The organism is Martinezella sp. CNPSo 3964 (genome assembly GCF_057784375.1).
This window is the reverse complement of the sequence record NZ_JBXSOW010000018.1, coordinates 1-19,633: the sequence shown is the minus strand read 5'-3', so window position 1 is coordinate 19,633 and position 19,633 is coordinate 1. Positions and strand designations below refer to the sequence as shown.

The following is a 19,633-nucleotide window of genomic DNA, read 5'->3' as shown; positions in this document are numbered from 1 at the left end:
GATGACGATCCCGACAGGACTGGTGGTCAAGATACTGGGCGTCGCCGCGGCAAGTGCGCTGGTGGTGGTTCTCGTTCGGGCCAACATCTTCATTAGCGAACAACAGGCAAAGCAGACCGCCGCCGAAAAAGCCGCAAAGCACGTGATGGACTACGACCCGAGCAAGCTCTCGTTCACCTATGACAAGCCGGTACCATCAAAGGTCAGTCCAGGCGCAAGGCCGCCGGCGGCCGGCACATCCGGAGAGGTAAAATGAGCAAGATGATCATGAAGACAGCGCTTGCTGTTGCGTTTGTTAGCCTGGCGATGCCGGTCTCCAGCGCCTATGCCGAGGTGCCGGTCCGTGACGACGCGACGCTATCGCAGGCGACGAAGACGGCGGAAAACACCGCCCAGATCATGTCGTCGAACAGTGACATCCTGCAGACCGTCAACAAGACGCTGGCCGCGGTCACGGGCAACCGTTCCACAGCGCAAATCGCAGGCACCGCGCTTGGCAGCGGCTTTTCCATTGGCAATGCGCCTGACTTCTCCTCGCTGCTGCAGGGACAGATGGCCTGGGGCAATCTCGGCTCGTTCGGCAATACGGCGGCCACGATCCTGAACGGCCTTAATCTCGTGAAATCCCTGTCGGGACAGCTCAGCGGCTCTGGAATGACGCGTGGCGACAAGGCCTATCAGGGACTGGTCAATACGGCGACGGCGCTGACCGCCTCCATCGCCGGCACACAAAACGCGACGCAACAGCGATCGACGGCATTCCAGGGCGTGCAATCACAGATCGGCACGGCCAGCGACATCAAGGGATCGATCGATCAGAATTCCCAGGTCCAGACCCAGACGGCGCAGACCGTCAACGAGCTCGTCGGCGCTGTCAACGCCGGCAATGCGGCGCTCAATGCCGAACAGATGCGGCAGCTCGCCGCCGAAGCCGCCACATCCGAGTTCATGACCTACGATCCGGCCAAGGCGTCGTTCATCGGCAATTGATCGCGAATGAAAAGGGACGGACAGGTTATGACGGGCAGTTTGCGGATGGTCATTCTCGGCGTGGCGATGGCGGCTTTTGCCGCCTTGCCGGGATGCGCCAGTCATAAAGAGCTGAAGGCGCCGTGTTCCGCCGAAACAAGCTCGATCTTCTCGACGCAAGCCTATGCGAGCGAAGACGCTCAGGCTTGCGGCCCGATGGTGCGCCAGCTCAGCGTCATCGTAAACGATGATCGCGGCGGCGTCACGGTTCTTTAAAGGAACGTCCTTTCGATGAATCCCTTCGACATTCTGTTCGGCAAGATCGATACGATGGGCGTCAGCGCTGTGCAGAGCATGTACACGACGCTCGCGACCAATCTCGGCCCGGTGTTTCTGGCGGGGCTTGCCGTCTATGTCGTCTGGTGGGGCTACGAGATGCTGTTCGGTCGGGCGCAAATGACGGCCGGCGCCTTCGTCTGGCGGTTTGGCCGCGCCTTCATCTGCTATACCCTCATCACCTCCTGGGCCACCTATCAGCCGCTGATCGTCAATCCGCTGCTGAAGGCGCCGGACGCCATGGCGGCGGTCGTGTGCCAGGCGACAGGCGGGAGCGATTGCGGCGGCGATGGCTCCTCGGGCTCATCCATAAGCCAGGGTATGACCGACATCTGGAATGGAGGAATGGCCGTCGTCAAAGCCATGGTGGATGCAGCCGGCATCACGGCCGTCGGCATGTACATTCTCGCCATCGTCGTGCTTGCCGTCGTCTGTATCCTGTGTGCGGTGGCCGTCACTTTGCTGATGATCGGCAAGATGACCACGTTCATTCTGCTTGCGATCGGCCCGATCGTGCTTTGCTGCGCGCTGTTCAATCTGACCTCACGCGTGGTCGACGGCTGGATCGGTAGTCTCGCCGGTTACGCTCTGCTACCGATTGTCGTCTATGTCATTCTCGGCCTGATGCTGACACTGCTTAAAGGCAGGGTCGATGCGCTGAGCTCAGACGCAAGCGGCGCCAATATGACGACGGTCGCGCCGTTCCTGATGATGTCGATCGTCACCATCTACCTGCTCCTGCATGCGATCCCGGTCGCATTGGCAGTTGCCGGCGGTGGCCCCCGGATCGACGGGCAAGCGGGGCTCGCCAGCAGGTTCGCGACACGCAGCATGTGGATGGCGGCAGTGCTTGGCACGACTGGCATTGCCGGGGCGGCAAGAGGAGCGGTCGACGCTGGCGGCGTGATGGCGACCAGAATGCGGGGACAACCTGGCATGATCAGTGACGGCGATCCGGCCGCAGCCCAGGTGCGCGCGGCCGCTCAGAATGCGCGCAAATAGGTCCCACCAAGGCAGATCATCCCGCCGCAGCACATCCCGAATGCCGCAGGCAATCAGCATCCACGTTTGATGCTCAACCATGATTCCAGGAGTAGCAATGGGCACGCATGACGATAGGCCTGAGAAAATAGGGGCATCGGCCAGGGACAATGAGTTACTCGATGCAGTCGCCAAACAAATCGATCCACGCTACTACAGCGAAGGGGAGCGCTGGGAAAAGTCCGTCTATCGATCGGTGGCTGTTTCGCGCGGCGCATGGCGGTCGGTCTCGGTTGCCCTTGGCATGGCGCTTGCCGGCGCCATCGGGCTTCTCTGGGCACTACTCCCCTTAAAATCCTTCGATGTCGTGGTGCTCGAGGTCGACAAGACCATGGGCTATGTCGAGGCAAGCCGCCCCCTCCAGGATCGTGGCGATCTCACGCAGAACGAGGCCGTCACCCGTGCCAATATCGTTCGCTTCATCCGCGCCCGCGAGACCTATGATCCAAAGGGCCTGCGCGATAACTACGATCTCGCCTCGCTCTATTCCACAGGCAAGGCGGCAACCGACCTTGCCAACACCTATTCCGGCGCCAATCCGAACAATCCCGTCAAGCTCTACGGCCCGAACACGGGCGTCAGCGTCTTTGTCAAAAGCGTCATCTTCCTCAACGATAGCACCGCGGCTGTCCGCTTCTCGACGACGCGCACCGGTTCATCCGGCCCGACGGTGACCGAGCATTGGGTCGCCAATGTCCGCTTCAAATACACGTCGGAGCCAATGCGCAACGACTGGCGCTTCGACAATCCGCTTGGGTTCCAGGTGACGGAATATCGCCGCGATCAGGAAACGGTGACGCCCGGGGAGGAGACTCAGTGAACATGAGATCACTCCTGCGAGCCGGCGCGATCGGAACAGCTTTCCTGATACAGGCGCCGATCGCCTCAGCCGAGGTGCAACCACAATCGGTCAAGGCGGATGAGCGGATCCGCACCGTGCCCTTCCAGAAGGACAATATCGTCTACCTCGCCGGAATGATGGGCGTTTCGACGATGATCGTCTTTAACGACGACGAACAGATCGCCACCGTTGCCATGGGCGACAGTCTGGCCTGGCAAGCCGTGCCCGATCAGTCGAAGCGCTTCCTCTTCATCAAGCCGCTACAGCCGGACGCTCAGACCAATATGAATGTCATCACCTCAAAGAGGGTCTACACCTTCTTCCTCAATGGGGCGAAGCCCGGCAATACCAGGACCGCCGTCGTCAAACTCCGCTTCTCTTACCCGGAGGATTCGACCGATGCGAACCTCCTGGCCACGGCCCGGCAGAATGCCGCCATGCCGAACGTCAAGGCAGCGTTGGCCAATCCCGGCCGGCTGAACTACGACTATGGCTATAAGGGCGCCGTCGACAACAGGCCTACCTCGGCATTCGACGACGGCACGAAGACCTTCTTCCAGTTCAGCGGCGAAGTGCCGGCCTTCTTTGCCGTCAAATCCGATGGCAGTGAATCTCTCGTCAATTACCGGCGCGAGGGTGACTACATCGTCATCGACAAGGTCGCCCGCCAGTGGACGCTGCGCTCGGGCAAGGTTGCGACCTGTGTCTTTAACTTGGCGCGCCCGACCGCATCCAGCCGCCCGGTCGACAGCAAACCTCAGGAGATCAGCCGTGGCCATTGATTTTGAGGAAGAGGCACGCATCGTCGAAACGGTGGCCAGGCCAGCCGATCGCAGACGCGGTAGATTAATGCCGATCCTGCTGGCGTCAGTGGCACTCGCGGTTCTCGCCTATGCCGGCTATGTCAGTTTCATCCGGCCTGATGGGCAGAGGAAGACCGGGGAGAAAGAAGAGTTCCGCACGGCAAGCCACGCCGGCAACCTGAACTTCGACCCGCAGAATCCGCCGGTGACGCCAGCCGACAACAAGCTGGTGCTGACGCCACCGCAACCGACGCCGGTGGTCGTAGAGCCGCCTCCGGTGCAGGTACAGGCGCCTGTCGTGATCCAGCCAGCCGTCGACGATGAGGCCGCTCGTCGTGCGGCGGAAGAGGCGGAACGGGCAAGGAAAGCAGAGGCGCTCCGTCTCGCGCGGCTTCAGTCGAACATGCTTGTGGTCAACGAGGGCACCTCAGGCCAAAACGGCAGCCTCGCGGGACAGGGAACAGCATCCGGCTCAGTGTCGGCTACGGGCAGTCCGGCCGACGACGATCCGAACCGCAAGTTCGTGCAATCGGTGGGATCGCAGGACGTCGAAACGGTGACAGCGTCCCGTAACGACCGCATCGATGCCCTCATTCCCCAAGGGACCCTGATCCGCGGCGTACTGGAGACGGCAATCCAGTCCGATCTGCCCGGCATGGTGCGCGCGGTCACATCGACCGATGTCTATTCCTTCGACGGCAGGCGAATCCTTCTGCCCAAAGGAACGATGCTAACGGGCGAATATAAGAGCGGCATGGCCCGCGGGCAGACACGAATCCTGATCGTCTGGACACGGGCGCTGCGCAGCGATGGCACCTCAGTGGCACTCGGTTCCTATGGAACCGACGACCTCGGTCGCTCCGGCCTGACGGGTTTCGTCGACAAGCATTATCTCGAACGCTTTGGCGCCGCGGCTGTTCTCAGCCTCGTTGGTGGGGTCTCGTCCTTCGTCGCCGGCCTCAACAGCGATGGATCGAGCAATTCCTCCTCGTCTTCAACGAGCTCGAATGCACAGACGCAGGCGCAGCAGACCCTGTCCCAGACCATGGCCGATATGGCGAACATCGCGCTCAAAGATTCGATCAATATTCCGCCAACAATCCACGTCGATCAGGGGACAGAAATCATGGTCTTCGTCCGCAAGGATCTCGATTTCTCCTCCCTCTATCCCGATCCGGTCAAGGAAGCCGTCAATGAACTTCGCCGCGCCAAGACCAGACGTTGAGGCAATGACTGCCTCAGCGAAGGCTGAAGAATCTCTATGGGACAGTCTGCCTATCTATGTCAGGCAGACCGCCCAGCCGATCCGGCGGTGGCTGGAAGATCCCGATGTCATCGAGATCATGTGCAATCGGCCAGGCGAAATCTGGATTGAAAGCATGGCTGTCAATCATATGGTCCGTCACGTCGTGCCTGGTCTCAACAACAAGGCGATCATTGCGCTCGCGCAGATGATTGCCGGTACCACACAGCAGAGCGTCAATGAGGAGACGCCACTTCTGTCGGCGGCCATGCCCAACGGCGAGCGGTTCCAGGCGGTATTGTCGCCGGTCGCAGCCTCGGGCGGCGCCTTTGCCATCCGCAAGCAGGTCATTCGCGATATGAGCCTGGATGACTATCTTGGTCTTGGTGGGCTCGACAATGTCAAAGTCAGCGGTCCGAAGCGTGGGGAGGTCGAGGATCTCAGTGAGCTTGATGTCGAGCTCATTGCCCGGCTGCAGGACCCGACGCCCAGGGCGCGGCGGGAGTGGTTGCGCTTCGCGGTCGAAAGCCGGGTCACCATGTTGATTTCCGGGGGGACATCGAGCGGAAAGACGACCTTTTTCAACGGTCTTTTGAAGGACGTTCCCACCTGGGAACGGCTTGTATCGATCGAGGACACCAGAGAGCTGAAGCCGCCGCAGCCGAATTATCTGGCGCTCGTCGCATCGAAGGGCGGGCAGGGTAGGGCGCGCACCACCATCCAGGAGTGTCTGGAAGCGGCGTTGCGCTTGCGGCCGGACCGGATTTTCATGGGCGAGATCCGCGGCGCCGAGGCCTTCAGCTTTCTCCAGGCCGTCAATACCGGGCATCCCGGCTCGATCTCGACACTGCATGCCGACAATCCCCTCGGCGCTTATGAGCGATTGGCCATGGCCACCATGCAGGCTGGCTTGGGTCTCAGCAAGGCGGAGTTGATGGAGTTTGTCCGCTTCGTCGTGCCCGTGGTCATCCAGGTCGCCCGCGATCCGGCGACAGGCCGCCGCGGCGTCACGGAAATCCACTTCAACAAATGCAACGCGCTCTGAACCATGACAGCGCGCGCTTCGGATCTCCGGCCGGATGATCGCCACGCGACATTGCGACAAAGCCCGATGTCGAATCCTGAAACGTTCGCTACACGGGGGTGACGCCATGGCATTATCGAAATGGGAAAAACTTGCACTGCTGACGGCCGGCCCAGTCGTAGCCGTTGGTGCAGCCTTTTATGCATGGTCGGCAAACTATTCCGCTCTGTCTTTCCTCATGCTGAAGAGCACGGCTATGTGGATGAGTTTTAGCGGTGACGACGTCATGATGCCGCTCAAGCAGGCCTGGTACTATCACGACAATGCGGCCGTCGCGAAGCTGTCTTTGCGCGCAAGCATCGTGACGTTGGTTGAGACCGCCATCATCGCCGGCGGCAGCATGCTGTTGATCAAGCGACCGTGGCAGGTGAGGCCTCCAGCGGATGGATCGCGCTTTGCCAAGCTCAAAGATCTCGAAGCCGCCGGCCTTCTGGGCGGTCAGCCTGGCAAGTCTGTTCTTCTCGGCACCTTCGGCAAGGGACGCAACACTGTCGACGTGCGCTACAGCGGCGATAGCCACTTCTTTGTCAACGGTCCATCGCGCTCGGGCAAGGGTCGTAGCTTCGTCATGCCGAATCTTCTCGAATACCAGGGATCGGTCATCGTCCTCGACGTCAAGCTGGAGAACTACAAGCTCACAGGGCCAGCTCGGATCGCGATGGGACAGCGCTGCTTCGTCTTCGCTCCCGGATCAGCGCAGTCGCATCGATGGAACCCACTCGATTTCGTGCGGCCGTGGCCCGAGCGATCGACAGATCTGATCAATCTGGCCGCAACCTTGTTGCCGATCGCCGAGAAGGAAGACGGCTATTGGAAACAGACCGCCCGTGGCCTGCTGGCAGGCATCCTCGGCTATGTCCTCGAGTCAAAGACCATGGAAGAGCGGCGTAATTTGCGCTCGGTGCTACGCATGTTCTCGACCGGCCGATCTTTCTCTACCGTCCTGAACGACATCATTGCCGCCGAGCCAGACCTTGATCAATTCGTCCTCGGAAGTTTCCGCCAGCATCTGGGTCGCGACGAGGAGCAACGACCGTCCTTCGAAGGCCACGTCACCACGGCGCTTTCCGCCTTCAACAATCTCCTGATATCGGAAGCCTGCTCAGCGAGCGATTTTGACATTCGGGACCTTCGCCGTAATCCGATTTCGTTGTTCATCGCCGCACCCGTTTCCGACTTCGGTACGGTCGAACCGATTATTCGCCTGCTGATACAGCAGATCCATGATGTGATGCTGCGAGCCCTTCCAGGCAAGGACGAGCCGCACCGGATACTGATGATGCTCGACGAGTTCTATCAGTTCGAGCGGCTACCGGAGATCATCAAGCGAGCGCCCCTGGTCGCCGGCTACGGTTTGACGATCGCACTCGTGGCGCAAAACATTCCGCAGATCGACGAACGCTATGGCCAGCAGACCCGCAACGCGCTCCTCGGCAATATGGATATCAAGCTCAGCATCGCCGTGGGCGACGACGCCACGGCCCGTATCGTCTCGGACAATCTCGGGCGCAAATATGAGGAACGCGAAGGCTGGGGCAAGCAGACGGGATTGCTATCCGGCAGGCAAGCCTCATCTGGACGCTTTGAGTTGATCCCGCTGATGGACCCTGGCTCGGTGCAAAGGCTCAATGACAGCAAGACCATCCTGCAGGTCCGCGGTGGCTACGGCGCGATCCTCAACAAGCTCAACTTTTATACCGAAAAGCGCTTTACCGGCCGTCGGGAACAGGTTGCGGCATTCGAACGCCAGCTAGTGGTTCCCAACGTCAAACCGAGACCCGAATGGCCTTTGTTTGTCGCAAGACCGGAAACCATTGAAATGGGCGACGAGGATGCCACTCGTGAAAAACTCCCTCTTCGCTTTGATCCAGATGTTCAAACCAAATGGGAAATGATTGTGTTCGAGGCAGCGCGCGCGGTATTTGCCAATCCTTCCGTCTGTCTACATCTCTATCGCGATGCGATGGAAGCAGCCGACGATCAGCTGACGGCTGACCTTCTCCATCGCCTGCGTACCGCGCCGGCCACCATTGCACCGATGAGGGGCAAGACCCGCGGTTCCAGGCGAATCGGCGGACAAGCAAAAGCAGCTGCGCTCGCAGCAATCTGGCCGCTGCGCGAGTTGATCCGTGACGCCCGCTACGCGATCCGCGATAGCGGCATGGGAGAAGCTGGCAGTTTCAGCGCAGGCGGCAATATTGGTGCCCGAGCACCCGTCGATGATCACGTCGAGGAGGAAAACCAGCTAAGCTTGGAATCACACGCAATGCATTCTGTTGTCGAAGATGTAGCAATTGCCGTCACGTCGCTCGAAGACCTGGGGCAACCAGACACGCAGAGCGAACTGGCCCGCGCTGTCGCGAGCCTTCATGCCGTCGCCGATCGTGCGCTGCAGGAAGACAATGAGCTCAGTCTGAAGTCGGTCGGGTAAACAGAGAGATGATTTCGCGAGGCAGTGATCGTGCAGATGCTGACTGCCGTTTCATAAATCACCCAGACTCACCATGTCGTTTTGCATCTAATCTGGTTCATCCTCAATTTCTGTGGTTAACAGGGTGTTAGCGCCTCGATCGCTATCTGCAGGGATGCGAACGCAATTGAAATGGTCACCCGGCCCAGGGGTCAAAATACTGGGTATCACCGTTCAAGATGAAGAAAACTGGGTTGTTTCGGCTGCTGCGAAACCGGTCGGCATCTGCCCAGATTGCAGAACGCGAAGCCGGCATCGGCACGGCTGGCACAACCGCCGCCTCCAGGATTTGCCTGTTCAAGGTCAAGTGGTGAGAATCAAACTCGCTCTGAACCGATGGCAGTGTCGACACAGGAAATGCGGGCGACGAACCTTCACCGACAGGCTGCCCGAGATTGCTGCACCCTATATGCGGCGGACTGAACGGATGGCTGAGATTGTCGGCTTGGTTGGCCACAGGATGGGTGGTCGTCCGGGAGAGAACTTGATGCATCGGCTCGGCATGCCGGTCAGCGACGACACGATCTTGCGGCAATTGAAGCGCGGTACTCCGGCGTCCATACAAAAAGACATTATTCGGGTTGTGGGCATCGATGATTGGAGCTGGCGGCATTCCTCGCGCTATGGGACGATCATGGTCGATCTTGAGCGTCATTCGGTCGTGGATGTTTTGGAGGATCGCAGCGTCGAGAGCACAAAAGCGTGGTTGCAAGAGCGTCCGACGATCGAGATCGTGAGCCGAGATCGCTGTGGTTTATATGCCCAGGCAGCCCGGGAGGGCGCACCGCAGGCTCGCCAGGTGGCTGACCGCTTTCATCTGGTCCAAAATCTCAGGGAGGCAATCAAGGAGCACATCAGCGTTTATGGTCACGCCCATATTAGGCCGATGCTCTCCGAAGATGCGATCGCCAGCGCCAGGTCACAACAGCGCCGTGCCCGCTTGGCGCACAGGCAATCTCGTCAGGAAATTTTCGACACGCTTCAAGCTTTGCGCCAGCAGGGCCTCACCGACAGCGAGATTGCAAGACGGACCGGATACGAGCGCCGCAGCATCGCGAATTGGCTTACTTCCAATGCACCACGAGACAGAAACCGGGCATCGCTGAATCCGACATCGCCATTGTATTTTGAAGCTTTCCTGGCTGAATGCTGGAAAAATGGAAATCGGGTTGGGCGCCATCTGTTTTACGACATCAAGAACCGCGGTTATACCGGCAGCCGCTCCAATCTGGAGCGGCTGTTGAAGGTGTGGCGCGAGGCCGAAAACATTCAACTCGACGAGCCGCCTCCGGATATGGATGTCTCAGAACCCGTCCGCGATCCTGAGACTGGCCATATGATCTCGTCTGTGGTGGCTGCAGCTTTGTGCATAAAGCCGCGCGGACTGCTGACAGATCGCCAGGCCAGAAAGGTCGATGCTTTGAAGCAGGGCTCGACGGTATTCGCCACAATGCGTGGCTTGGCCATGCGCTTCAACGGCATCTTGCGCAGCAGGAACTCAAAAGCCCTGGATGAGTGGATCGACGATGCCATCGACACCGAGCTCACGGCGATCATGCGTTTCGCAAGCGTTTTGCGCCGGGACATTGACGCCGTCAAAAATGCAATCGAACTCCGGTGGAGTAACGGTCAAGCCGAAGGTCAGATCAATCGGCTCAAGATGCTGAAGCGGGCGATGTACGGTCGCGCCGGCCCAGAACTGATGAGGGCGAGAATGCTGCCGCTGAATCACAGAAAGTGAGGATGAACCCGATTAAAGGTCAAACGACATCTGTGCCGGCACCATGGAGTGCCGACGTATATCGCCTCGATCCGCGGGAGATTGATCGTCAAACACAGGCGGCTCTCGCTGCCCCTCAAAGGGACGATGTGTCCGGCTTTCGCCCCAAATCTCATGACATGCTTCGCCAACTCAGTAACACTAGGACGATCCGACTTTGAATGAGGATTTGGTGCAGTGACAATCTACTTGTTCAGATCACACTTAACATCGCCTCTCAAACATTGCATACCTATGTCAATAGCGACACAAAGCTCTAGATTAACATACGTTTGTCTCTTCAAGGTATCGCGTCCCTTCATGCATTCCGCAAGACCCGCCGTCGAGACAAGAGGCCAATTTCGTAGAAGTCGATCCTTTGAAGTATTTTCTTGAGAGATACACTTTGCTGTCTCGCTGTCACGTTGCGTTTGGCTCAACATCTTGGATGTCAGGTCGTGACAATATGCTGAGCTATCGAATTGCGGAAATGCGCCCGACGACGCTCTAACCGCCCCGGCCTCCATCGAGATAGAGAACATTGTGACGGCCGGTATGATTGCAAAAATTCGCAACAAAATTCGCCTCCCTCGCAAGCTTTTCGAAATTTGATAACGCTGCAGGCCCCTCATGTAAGCTATCAGCTACGTTTCGATCATCGAATAATCCAGTAATACCAGCAAATTAGTCAATTGACGCTTCGCGAGAATCAATAAGTGCGGCAAAATGTCGCACGGCCTTGGCGCGAGTGCGCATCTTATATAACAATCAAGCCATAGTTGAGAATTATGACAAAATGGTAACCCTCCAGGCACTAGAGCGGTTGCGCCTTGGGCCTTAGTACTCCACTTATGCGCGCCTTCTGGAAAGCAGATCAGAGATTTTTCTCGCAAGGAAAACGATGGCAAAACCGTTTTGCATCGGCAGTTCGCATTGCCATGGATCGTTTGGGTTAACCATGATTTTGAGATGTCGTCCGTCGCCAAATATATCTGCCCGATCGGAGTGGGTATTCATATCAGATAGTAAATATCTCTTCCCATCAAATATATACTCAATGTCTATAAATATACTTTGAACTTCAGCGATTGTCTCATTGCGAGATCCTGTAATTGATGCTGTCGTCTCGATGTATTTCTGCTTTTTCATCTCATTTTTCACTTTTACCGAAACAAATATTACGAGCGAAAGCAATATGACGGCATAGTTAATATATTCATAGGTCATGGGAGAGCCTGTAAACTGCAATGTAACCTTATACCGATCTCGTCCGGTGCGATAAGCCAGCTAACTAACGGCTTGAGAATGTCCAAATCTAACATTCGGGGAAGTAAATGAAGAAGGGGAATTTATCTGGTTCGGTTGCTTTCTCTATGCAGGACAATTTCGGAGTCGGTCCGATTGGCGTCAGCTATTCGCTGCGAGAAACCAACGGAACTGCCGTAAGTGGACGGGTACAAGCCACGCTAGGTGGTCTCACTTTAAGAGTGACGACAACCGAAACGGGTCCGCAAATCGATTTGGGGTTAGGCTTTGTCATTGGTGCATCGAGCGGCGTTTCCGGCTTTGTAGGCTTCGGCCAAAAGCTGGGTAAGGATCCGGGAGACTACGTTACCGGAGGCGTTAGCGGTAAGCTTTTTAGTCCGATTGGCGTCAGCGCTGGCGTTTCTTATGGTCTTCCCCCATCGTTAAACACCCCCCTGAACGATGACACTTTGGATTATGGCTGGACCTATGATCCCCAACTTCATACCTACGTACAACCGACACCAATGGAGTTGCCGGGCTTCAAATTCACCGATGATTACTCCGCGGCAAAAACGGGGCTGAATAGTCCCAGAGAAGATTTTGCGGCGAATGTAACGAGTCCGAGTCCCCCCGCCATTTCAATAGATTCAGGCCAATTCGCTCGCAATTTCAATCTCGATCTCGCACTTCATCCGCTGACACCAGACCAAGTCGCTTCACTTCCATACAGTGCTCCAACGTATACGCCGGTTGATCCAGTCGCACCGACGCCGGTGACTTCTGTCGACGGTTCCTCATGGAATTTCGGCTTCATGCCCAACGTTCCAGATGTTCCGGTAGCGCCAACGCCGCCAACAATGAAGTTTGAACCGTATTATGGGGGCCTTCTTGGCGACCTTGGGTACAATGGTTCACCCGGGGGCGGCTACTTTGGCAGTCCTTCCCATAGTGCGACTGAAGATCATGCGGGCAAGTCAGCGGATGATAATATCGGAGGTGGCCATGGGTATTCTGGCTATGGTGGCCAGGACTCGCCCTCTGAACACGGACCGGGGCCCGGCGGCAGAGCCACCGGTGGATATTCCGGTTACGGCGGCGATGACTCCCCTTCCGAACACGGTCCGGGGCCTGGTGGTAGAGCCACTGGTGGATATTCCGGTTACGGCGGCGATGACTCTCCTTCCGAACATGGACCTGGGCCTGGCGGCAATAGCCAAGATAGTCCCGTTCTTCTCGACCTGTCGGGTAATGGCCTGAACCTCAACACGCTGTCCAACTCATCGCAGTTTGTGAATGTGAACGGCGACGGCTACCAACATCGGATGGCTTGGGCGGGCAACGGCACTGGCGTTCTGGTGTTCGACGCCGACGGTGACGGCAAGATCAGCAATTCGAAGGAATTCGAGTTTACCCAGTGGGATCCGACGGCGACGGGCGATCTTGAAGCGCTCAAGGACGTCTTCGACACCAACGGCAATGGCAAGCTCGACGCCGGCGATGCACAGTGGTCGAAGTTCAAGGTCATGGTCAACGGCCAGCTCGTATCGCTGGATTCGCTCGGGATCACCTCGATCGACCTGACCCCGAAGGGCAGTGGCCAGAGTTTTAGCGATGGCTCGGCGATTACCGGGACGACGACCTATACGAAGTCCGACGGTTCGACCGGCGCGGTGGGCGACGCCGTTCTCGCCAGCGATTCCAACGGCTATATCGTCAAGTCGACCGTCGTCACCAATGCCGACCAGTCGAAGACGAACACGATCCAGGCCTACAATGCCGACGGCAGCCTGGCCTTCCAGGATCTGGTGACATCAAGCGCCGACGGCAACAGCGTATCGACAAAATTCGATGACGATGGCAACGGCACCTATGACCGCTCGCAGACCGATGTCACCACGGTTGCATCGGGCGTACGGACGCGAGTTGTCACGAACTTCAACGCCGCCGGCTCCGTCCTCAACAGCACGACGACGGTCACCAGCGCCGACCACAGCACGATCACCACGACCATTGACCAGGATGGCGACGGCAAGGCCGACCAGAGTCAGATTTTTGTCACCAATGCCGATGGTTCGACGACCACGACGACCAAGGCGTTGAGCGTGTCCGGTGTGGTGCTGAACCAGGTGCAGGTCCTGTCCAGCGCCGATGGCCTGACCAAGACGACGAAGACCGATATCAACGGCGACGGGGTCTATGATGAGGTCGTCTCCGACGCCGCGACGGTCGCCGGCGATGGATCGCGCACGCGAACGGTGACGGACAGCAGCTCGAATGGAACGCTTTTGTCGAGCGTCACGACCGCCACCAGCGCCGACCGGCATACCAAGACCGTGACCAGCGATCTCGACGGCAACGGCACCATCGACGAGCGCGATCTGACCCAGACGACGATTGCCGGCAACGGCGATGTGACGACCGTGACGACCACCACCAACGGCGACAATTCGGCCAGAAGCAAGGTAACGACGGTCACCGCCGCAAATGGCCTGTCGACGACGACGTCGACCGATGTCACGGGCGACGGCCTCGCCGATCTCATTCATTCCGACGTGACGACGGTTGCATCCGATGGCTCGCGGACGGAGACGGTTCAGGACACCAGCGCCAGCGGCGTGCTGCTGTCGAAGAGCGTCACGGTCACCAGCACCGATGGCAAGAGCAAGAATATCTCGGCCGACGCCAATGGCGACGGCTCTGCCGATAGCCAGACCATCATTACTGTTGCGAGTGACGGAACGATCACCGAGACCGATAGCACGCTCAATTCGAATGGATCGCTTGTCAGCAAAGTGCTGACGACGACCAGTGCCGATGGCCTTTCCAAAACCGTCAGCACCGACGCCAATGGCGATGGCGCCTATGATGCGGTAACGACCGACGTCATCACGGCAGGCACCGGCGGCGCACGGGTCGAGACCGTGACGAAGAAGAGTGGCAATGGCACCTTGATCGGCCAGACGGTAACGACGACGTCGGCCGACAGCCTGACGCAGACGGTGCAGTCCGATCTGAACGGCGATGGTACCTTCGACCAGACGGTCACCGACGTGATCGTCCTGAACGCCGGCGTCCGCACGGAAACAGTCACGGCAAAGAGCGGCAACGGCACATTGCTGAGCCAGACGGTGACAACGATCAGCGTCGATCGCAAGACAACGTCCGTAACCAAGGATGCCGATGGCGATGGTCACATCGATACCGCCTCGACGCAAATTATCGCCGCCGATGGCAGCGAGACGACGACCACGGTACAGGCTAGCGGCGACGGCTCGCTCCATCGCAAAACCGTGGTGACAGTGAGCGCCGACAAGCTCACCACGACAACATCAGACGATCTGAATGGCGACGGCACGGTCGATGTGACCACCGTCGATCAGACCGTCATCAATGCCGATGGCAGCCGCACCGAGACGGTGACGGACAAGAGCAACACCGGCGTTCTACTCGACAAAGTGACGACCACCACTTCGGGCAATGGCCTGACCGTGACCGTTCAGAAGGATCTAAATGGCGATGGCGTCGTCGATGCGAAGACGGTGAAGGCGACAGTCCTTAACAATGATGGCTCCAAGACGACCACGACATCGGATTATGCCGGCACGGCGCTTACCGATCAGACGAAATTGACCGTCAGCGCGAACGGGCTGGCGACGACGACCTCCTACGACAATGACGGCAATGGTACCGTCGACCGATCCGAAACCGCCACGAAGACGCTCAATGCCGACGGTTCGACCTCGCTGGTCGATTCCGTCACCTCGGCCAGCGGAACGCTCCTGTCGAAGACGTCCAATACTGCGACCTCGGATGGCAAGACGCTCACGAACCAGGTCGATCTCGATGGTGACGGCAAGATCGACCTGAAGACGACGACTGTCATCGATGCGACCGGCCAGACGACCAAGACCGTCGAGATCTACAAGACCGGCACGACGACGGTTGCCAGTCGCTCAGTCACGTTGACATCCGCCAACGGCCTCTCGATCACGACAAAATCCGATTTAGATGGCGATGGTACTTACGAGCAGGCGCTCAGCGATGTCACGACGTTGAACGCCGATGGCTCACGCACAGAGGCTTTTGCCCGCTCGACCAATACGGCTCCCGTCGAATTGACCAAGGTCACGACATCCGCCAACGGGCTGAGCAAGACGACAGTCGTGTCGGATGACGCCGTCGGAATGACGGCGCGCAACGAGATGTATCGGCTCTATCACGCCATTCTGGGTCGTGATCCTGATGCGATTGGTATTTCTGATTTTGCCGTGAAGTTCAATTCCGGTACGACTGCGACTCAGCTTGCAGCCGTCATGATCAGTTCCACCGAGTTCACGCAAAAATACGGCACCCTGAGCGATACCCAGTTTGTGAATCTTCTTTACCAAAACGCGCTCGGACGGGCGCCTGAGACAGCAGGGCTCAATGGCTGGGTGGCCACTCTCGGTTCGGGAACCTCACGGGCGTCCGTTGCCCAGCAGATTGCAGATTCAGCAGAGGGACAATCGCATAACGCCAGTGGGGCTCAGGCCTGGGCGCTCAACAATCCCTCCATTGTTCTGTCTCCTGTCAGGACGACGACCGATGTTACCACGCTCGGCGCAGACGGCTCGACGACAGAGGTTGTCACCAACACCGGCGTGATCGCGAACAAGACGACGACCACGACCAGCGGCGACGGCAAGACAGTCACGGTGACTTATGACATCGACGGTAACGGCGTCGTCGATCAAAAGTCCGTCACGACGACGAATGCTGACGGAAGCGTGACGCAGACTTCGTCCGATCTCACATCGGCAGGCGCCGTATCGCATTCAAAGACGGTGACGACGGGCGCCGGCGGCTTTAACACACTGGTCAGCTACGACACCGATGGAAACGGGGCCGCCAACAAGACCGTCTCGGACCTGACGACGCTGAATGCCAATGGCAGCAAGACGACGGTCGAAAAGACCTATACCGTCAATGGCAGTGGCACGCTCGTGCTGAGCGCGGTCACACAGACCGATACTTCCGCCGATGGGCTAAGGGTGACGACGAAGTGGGATCAGACCGGCTCCGGTACCTTCACCAAGAGCCGGACCGATGTGACGGTTCTCAATGCCGACGGCTCGCGCAGCGAGACCGTCAGCTACTTCACGGGCACGACGCTGACCAGCCGGTATCTGACCACGACCAGCGCCAACGGCCTCTCGATCACCTCGCAGTCGGATCCGACGGGGGCTGGCACCTATGCCCAGACCTCGACGGATGTCACCGTCATCAATGCCGATGGCACGCGGACCCGGACGGTCTCCAGCACGAAGGCGGATGGCTCGCTGATCTCGAAATTCGTCACAACGACGAATGCTGACGGCCTGGTCGTCTCGACCAATGAACAGCGCGCGGGACTTGCGACCCAAACCGTCAGCGATACGAGGCAAGTCCTTGCGGACGGTTCGATTGTCGAGACTGTCGCAACGACGGATGCCTCCGGCAAGCTCATCGACAAGTCAATCACGCTCACCAGCTCCGACAAGCAGACGGTGACGATCAGCCGAGATGATAATGGCGATGGCGTCATCGACCAGCGCCAGCAGACGGTCACTGCCGACACGGGCGTCGTGACCCAAAATGTTACTGACTATAAATCCGCTGGCGTCACGGCCGATGGCTCGACCTCCACGACCACGGCCGATGGCCTGCAGACGACAACCAATTGGGATCTTGACGGCAACGGTACCGTCGATCGCCGCCGTGTCACGGTCAACACCAACAATGCCGACGGCAGTAAGACGAGCGTCATCTCCGACACGGATTTGACGACCGGCAAGCTGGCGTCGAAGACGACCATCCAGCAATCCTCCGACGGCATGGTGCGTACCACCTCCAAGGATGTCGATGGTGACGGTACCGTCGATCAGGTGGAAACGCTCACCGCCGACACGACCGGTGCAACGGTCTCGATCGTCACGAACAATGCCACCGCGCAAACGGCGAACTACCTTCTGGCCGGGAAGGTCTACTGGAAGCAGGCGATTGCCGCCAAGGTCGAGACCGACAGCTCTGCCGACGGTCGCACGAAGATTGTGAAATACGACTACGACAACAACGGCACCTTCGAGGTCGTCATGCAGTCGCAGCTGCAGGTGGATGGTTCGACGGTGGCTACCGTGACCGAGACCAACGCCGATGGCACGGTCGTCGCCAAGGGTACGATCACGACCAGCACGGATGGCCTGATCACGGTGCTGAGTAAGGATTCCACCAATGACGGCGTCATCGATCACACCGAAACTTCCGTCATCCACAATGACGGCTCGATCACGCTGACCAAGGTCGATCTCAACGCCAGCAGTGCCGTCACGCAAACCGTTGTCGACACCGTTTCGGCCATGGGCAGCCTGACGCTGCGCGTGACCAGTAACGGCCAGGGGCAGAAAACCTCGCAGGTTGCAATTGCAAGCGACGGAAGCTCCGCGACAACCACTTACAACGCCGCGGGTGGGCAGATCCTCAGTGTCATCAACGCCACCAAAGCGGGCATACCAACATTTGCGGTCTATTATGATCCGCTGAACGCCAATCCCTGGAGCCGTGTCGAGCAGACTTTTGATGCGTCCGGCAAGAAGACTCTGGAGAAGCAGTTCAACGACGACGGAACGCGAACGGAGATCACGTTCTACACGCCGACAGGTGCGCAGCAGCATATCGATTTCTTCAATGCCGCTGGCCAGAAAACCGCCACGCGCGATTTCGATGTCACCAATGCCACCGATTGGAGCCAACTTGACAAGAGCTTTAACACCGCCGGTCAGCTCGTCTCGCAGGCAGCGCAGTTCCATGATGGTCATAAGGCCAACTGGTTCTGGGATCCGACCAATGCCCAAACCTGGTCTCAGATCACCCAGAACTACGATACTGCCGGTCGAATGATCTGGCAGACCGTCCAGAACCACGACGGCTCGCAGAACCATACCGATTACGACGTCACCAATGCCAACAATTGGAGCCGGCTTGAGCAGTATTACAATGCCGCTGGTCAAAGGGTCTCGCAAATCGCCTACTATGACGATGGCACGAAGGGCATCTGGATGTGGGACCCGGCCAATGCTCAATCCTGGTCCGAGATCGACCAGTCGTTCAACGCCGCCGGCCAGATGACCAACCAGAACGTGTTTTATGATGACGGCAGCAAGGTGCTTTACGCATATGATCCGAGCAACGCTCAGAGCTGGTCGCAGATCGTTGACTCTTACACGCCACAAGGAAAGCTGATTGAGGATAACGTCTATAGCGACACGGCTGGCAAGTTCGTCAGAACGGATTACGACGTCAACAATACCGTCCCCTGGACGCGATTTGTCCAGAATTTCGTCAACAACGTCATCAATACCGCGACCTCCTATAATGATGACGGCAGCTATACGAACTACCAGTACGACAGCTCGGGCAAGAATACGGCTTGGCAGCGTTATGCCTATCAAGGCGGAGGAGGCCAGACCAACCTCGTGATGGTCGACTATTGGCCCCAAGCTCATTCCGGGCACGGCCCGGTTCTCCTCGACTTGAACGGTGATGGCCATATCGATCTGCGGCCCTTAGATACCGATGCGCTCGCCACCGGTTCATCCGTCACCTTCGACTGGAACGGTGATGGTACACGCGACGGGACCGCCTGGGTTGGGCCTCAGGATGGTTTCCTGGCGATCGATCTCGGCGAGGACGGCCAGGCCGGCCCGGATGGCAAGATCGATCAGTCGAAGGAGCTTGCCTTCTCCGAATGGGCAACGCCGGATCAGGTGGCGGCCAATGGCGGCTCGGTCTCCGACCTTGAAGGTCTCCGTCTTGCCTTCGACA

13 protein-coding genes are annotated in these 19,633 nt (G+C 58.4%); 12 read left to right on the top strand and 1 reads right to left on the bottom strand.

The window, feature by feature from the left end:
• Window position 1 precedes the first annotated feature (1 nt).
• The 10 genes from AC13Q5_RS32945 (at window position 2) to AC13Q5_RS32900 (ending at window position 10,528) form a co-directional block, all read left to right on the top strand.
• Complete coding sequence (locus AC13Q5_RS32945; protein ID WP_488504589.1) at window positions 2-256, top strand: hypothetical protein; 255 nt, start codon at window positions 2-4, stop codon at window positions 254-256.
• Window positions 253-990: a type IV secretion system protein gene (locus tag AC13Q5_RS32940; protein ID WP_488504587.1), complete on the top strand. Its 738-nt coding sequence runs from the start codon at window positions 253-255 to the stop codon at window positions 988-990. The genes AC13Q5_RS32945 and AC13Q5_RS32940 overlap by 4 nt, the downstream gene beginning before the upstream one ends.
• Before the next feature lie 27 nt (window positions 991-1,017).
• Window positions 1,018-1,245, top strand: a complete 228-nt coding sequence (locus tag AC13Q5_RS32935; protein WP_488504584.1) for a hypothetical protein — start codon at window positions 1,018-1,020, stop codon at window positions 1,243-1,245.
• A 15-nt stretch (window positions 1,246-1,260) separates the two neighbouring features.
• Complete coding sequence (locus tag AC13Q5_RS32930; RefSeq protein ID WP_488504582.1) at window positions 1,261-2,307, top strand: TrbL/VirB6 family protein; 1,047 nt, start codon at window positions 1,261-1,263, stop codon at window positions 2,305-2,307.
• Window positions 2,308-2,404: 97 nt separating this feature from the next.
• Window positions 2,405-3,166, top strand: a complete 762-nt coding sequence (locus tag AC13Q5_RS32925) for a VirB8 family type IV secretion system protein (RefSeq protein WP_488504579.1) — start codon at window positions 2,405-2,407, stop codon at window positions 3,164-3,166.
• Between the two features lie 2 nt (window positions 3,167-3,168).
• A complete protein-coding gene (locus AC13Q5_RS32920) occupies window positions 3,169-3,969 on the top strand; it encodes a TrbG/VirB9 family P-type conjugative transfer protein (RefSeq protein WP_488504577.1) in 801 nt (266 codons plus the stop codon).
• The gene (virB10, locus tag AC13Q5_RS32915; protein ID WP_488504575.1) at window positions 3,959-5,215 is read left to right on the top strand and encodes a type IV secretion system protein VirB10; all 1,257 of its coding nucleotides are present in this window, start codon (window positions 3,959-3,961) and stop codon (window positions 5,213-5,215) included. Before AC13Q5_RS32920 ends, virB10 begins: the two co-directional genes overlap by 11 nt.
• A 4-nt stretch (window positions 5,216-5,219) precedes the next feature.
• The gene (virB11, locus tag AC13Q5_RS32910; protein ID WP_488504573.1) at window positions 5,220-6,278 is read left to right on the top strand and encodes a P-type DNA transfer ATPase VirB11; all 1,059 of its coding nucleotides are present in this window, start codon (window positions 5,220-5,222) and stop codon (window positions 6,276-6,278) included.
• A 106-nt stretch (window positions 6,279-6,384) separates the two neighbouring features.
• Window positions 6,385-8,748 (top strand): type IV secretory system conjugative DNA transfer family protein, encoded by a 2,364-nt coding sequence (locus tag AC13Q5_RS32905; protein WP_488504571.1) that lies wholly within the window; start codon window positions 6,385-6,387, stop codon window positions 8,746-8,748.
• A gap of 154 nt (window positions 8,749-8,902) precedes the next feature.
• On the top strand, window positions 8,903-10,528 hold the full coding sequence (locus AC13Q5_RS32900; protein ID WP_488504569.1) for an ISL3 family transposase: 1,626 nt from the start codon (window positions 8,903-8,905) through the stop codon (window positions 10,526-10,528).
• Between the two features lie 867 nt (window positions 10,529-11,395).
• On the opposite strand, the gene AC13Q5_RS32895 is transcribed toward AC13Q5_RS32900, so the two are convergent.
• A complete protein-coding gene (locus tag AC13Q5_RS32895) occupies window positions 11,396-11,773 on the bottom strand; it encodes a hypothetical protein (RefSeq protein WP_488504567.1) in 378 nt (125 codons plus the stop codon).
• Window positions 11,774-12,796: 1,023 nt separating this feature from the next.
• On the opposite strand from AC13Q5_RS32895, the gene AC13Q5_RS32890 reads away from it, so the two are divergent.
• Complete coding sequence (locus AC13Q5_RS32890) at window positions 12,797-13,051, top strand: hypothetical protein (RefSeq protein WP_488504720.1); 255 nt, start codon at window positions 12,797-12,799, stop codon at window positions 13,049-13,051.
• Window positions 13,033-19,633: DUF4214 domain-containing protein (locus tag AC13Q5_RS32885; RefSeq protein WP_488504714.1), on the top strand; the 6,601-nt coding region annotated here is incomplete at its 3' end. The genes AC13Q5_RS32890 and AC13Q5_RS32885, both read left to right, overlap by 19 nt.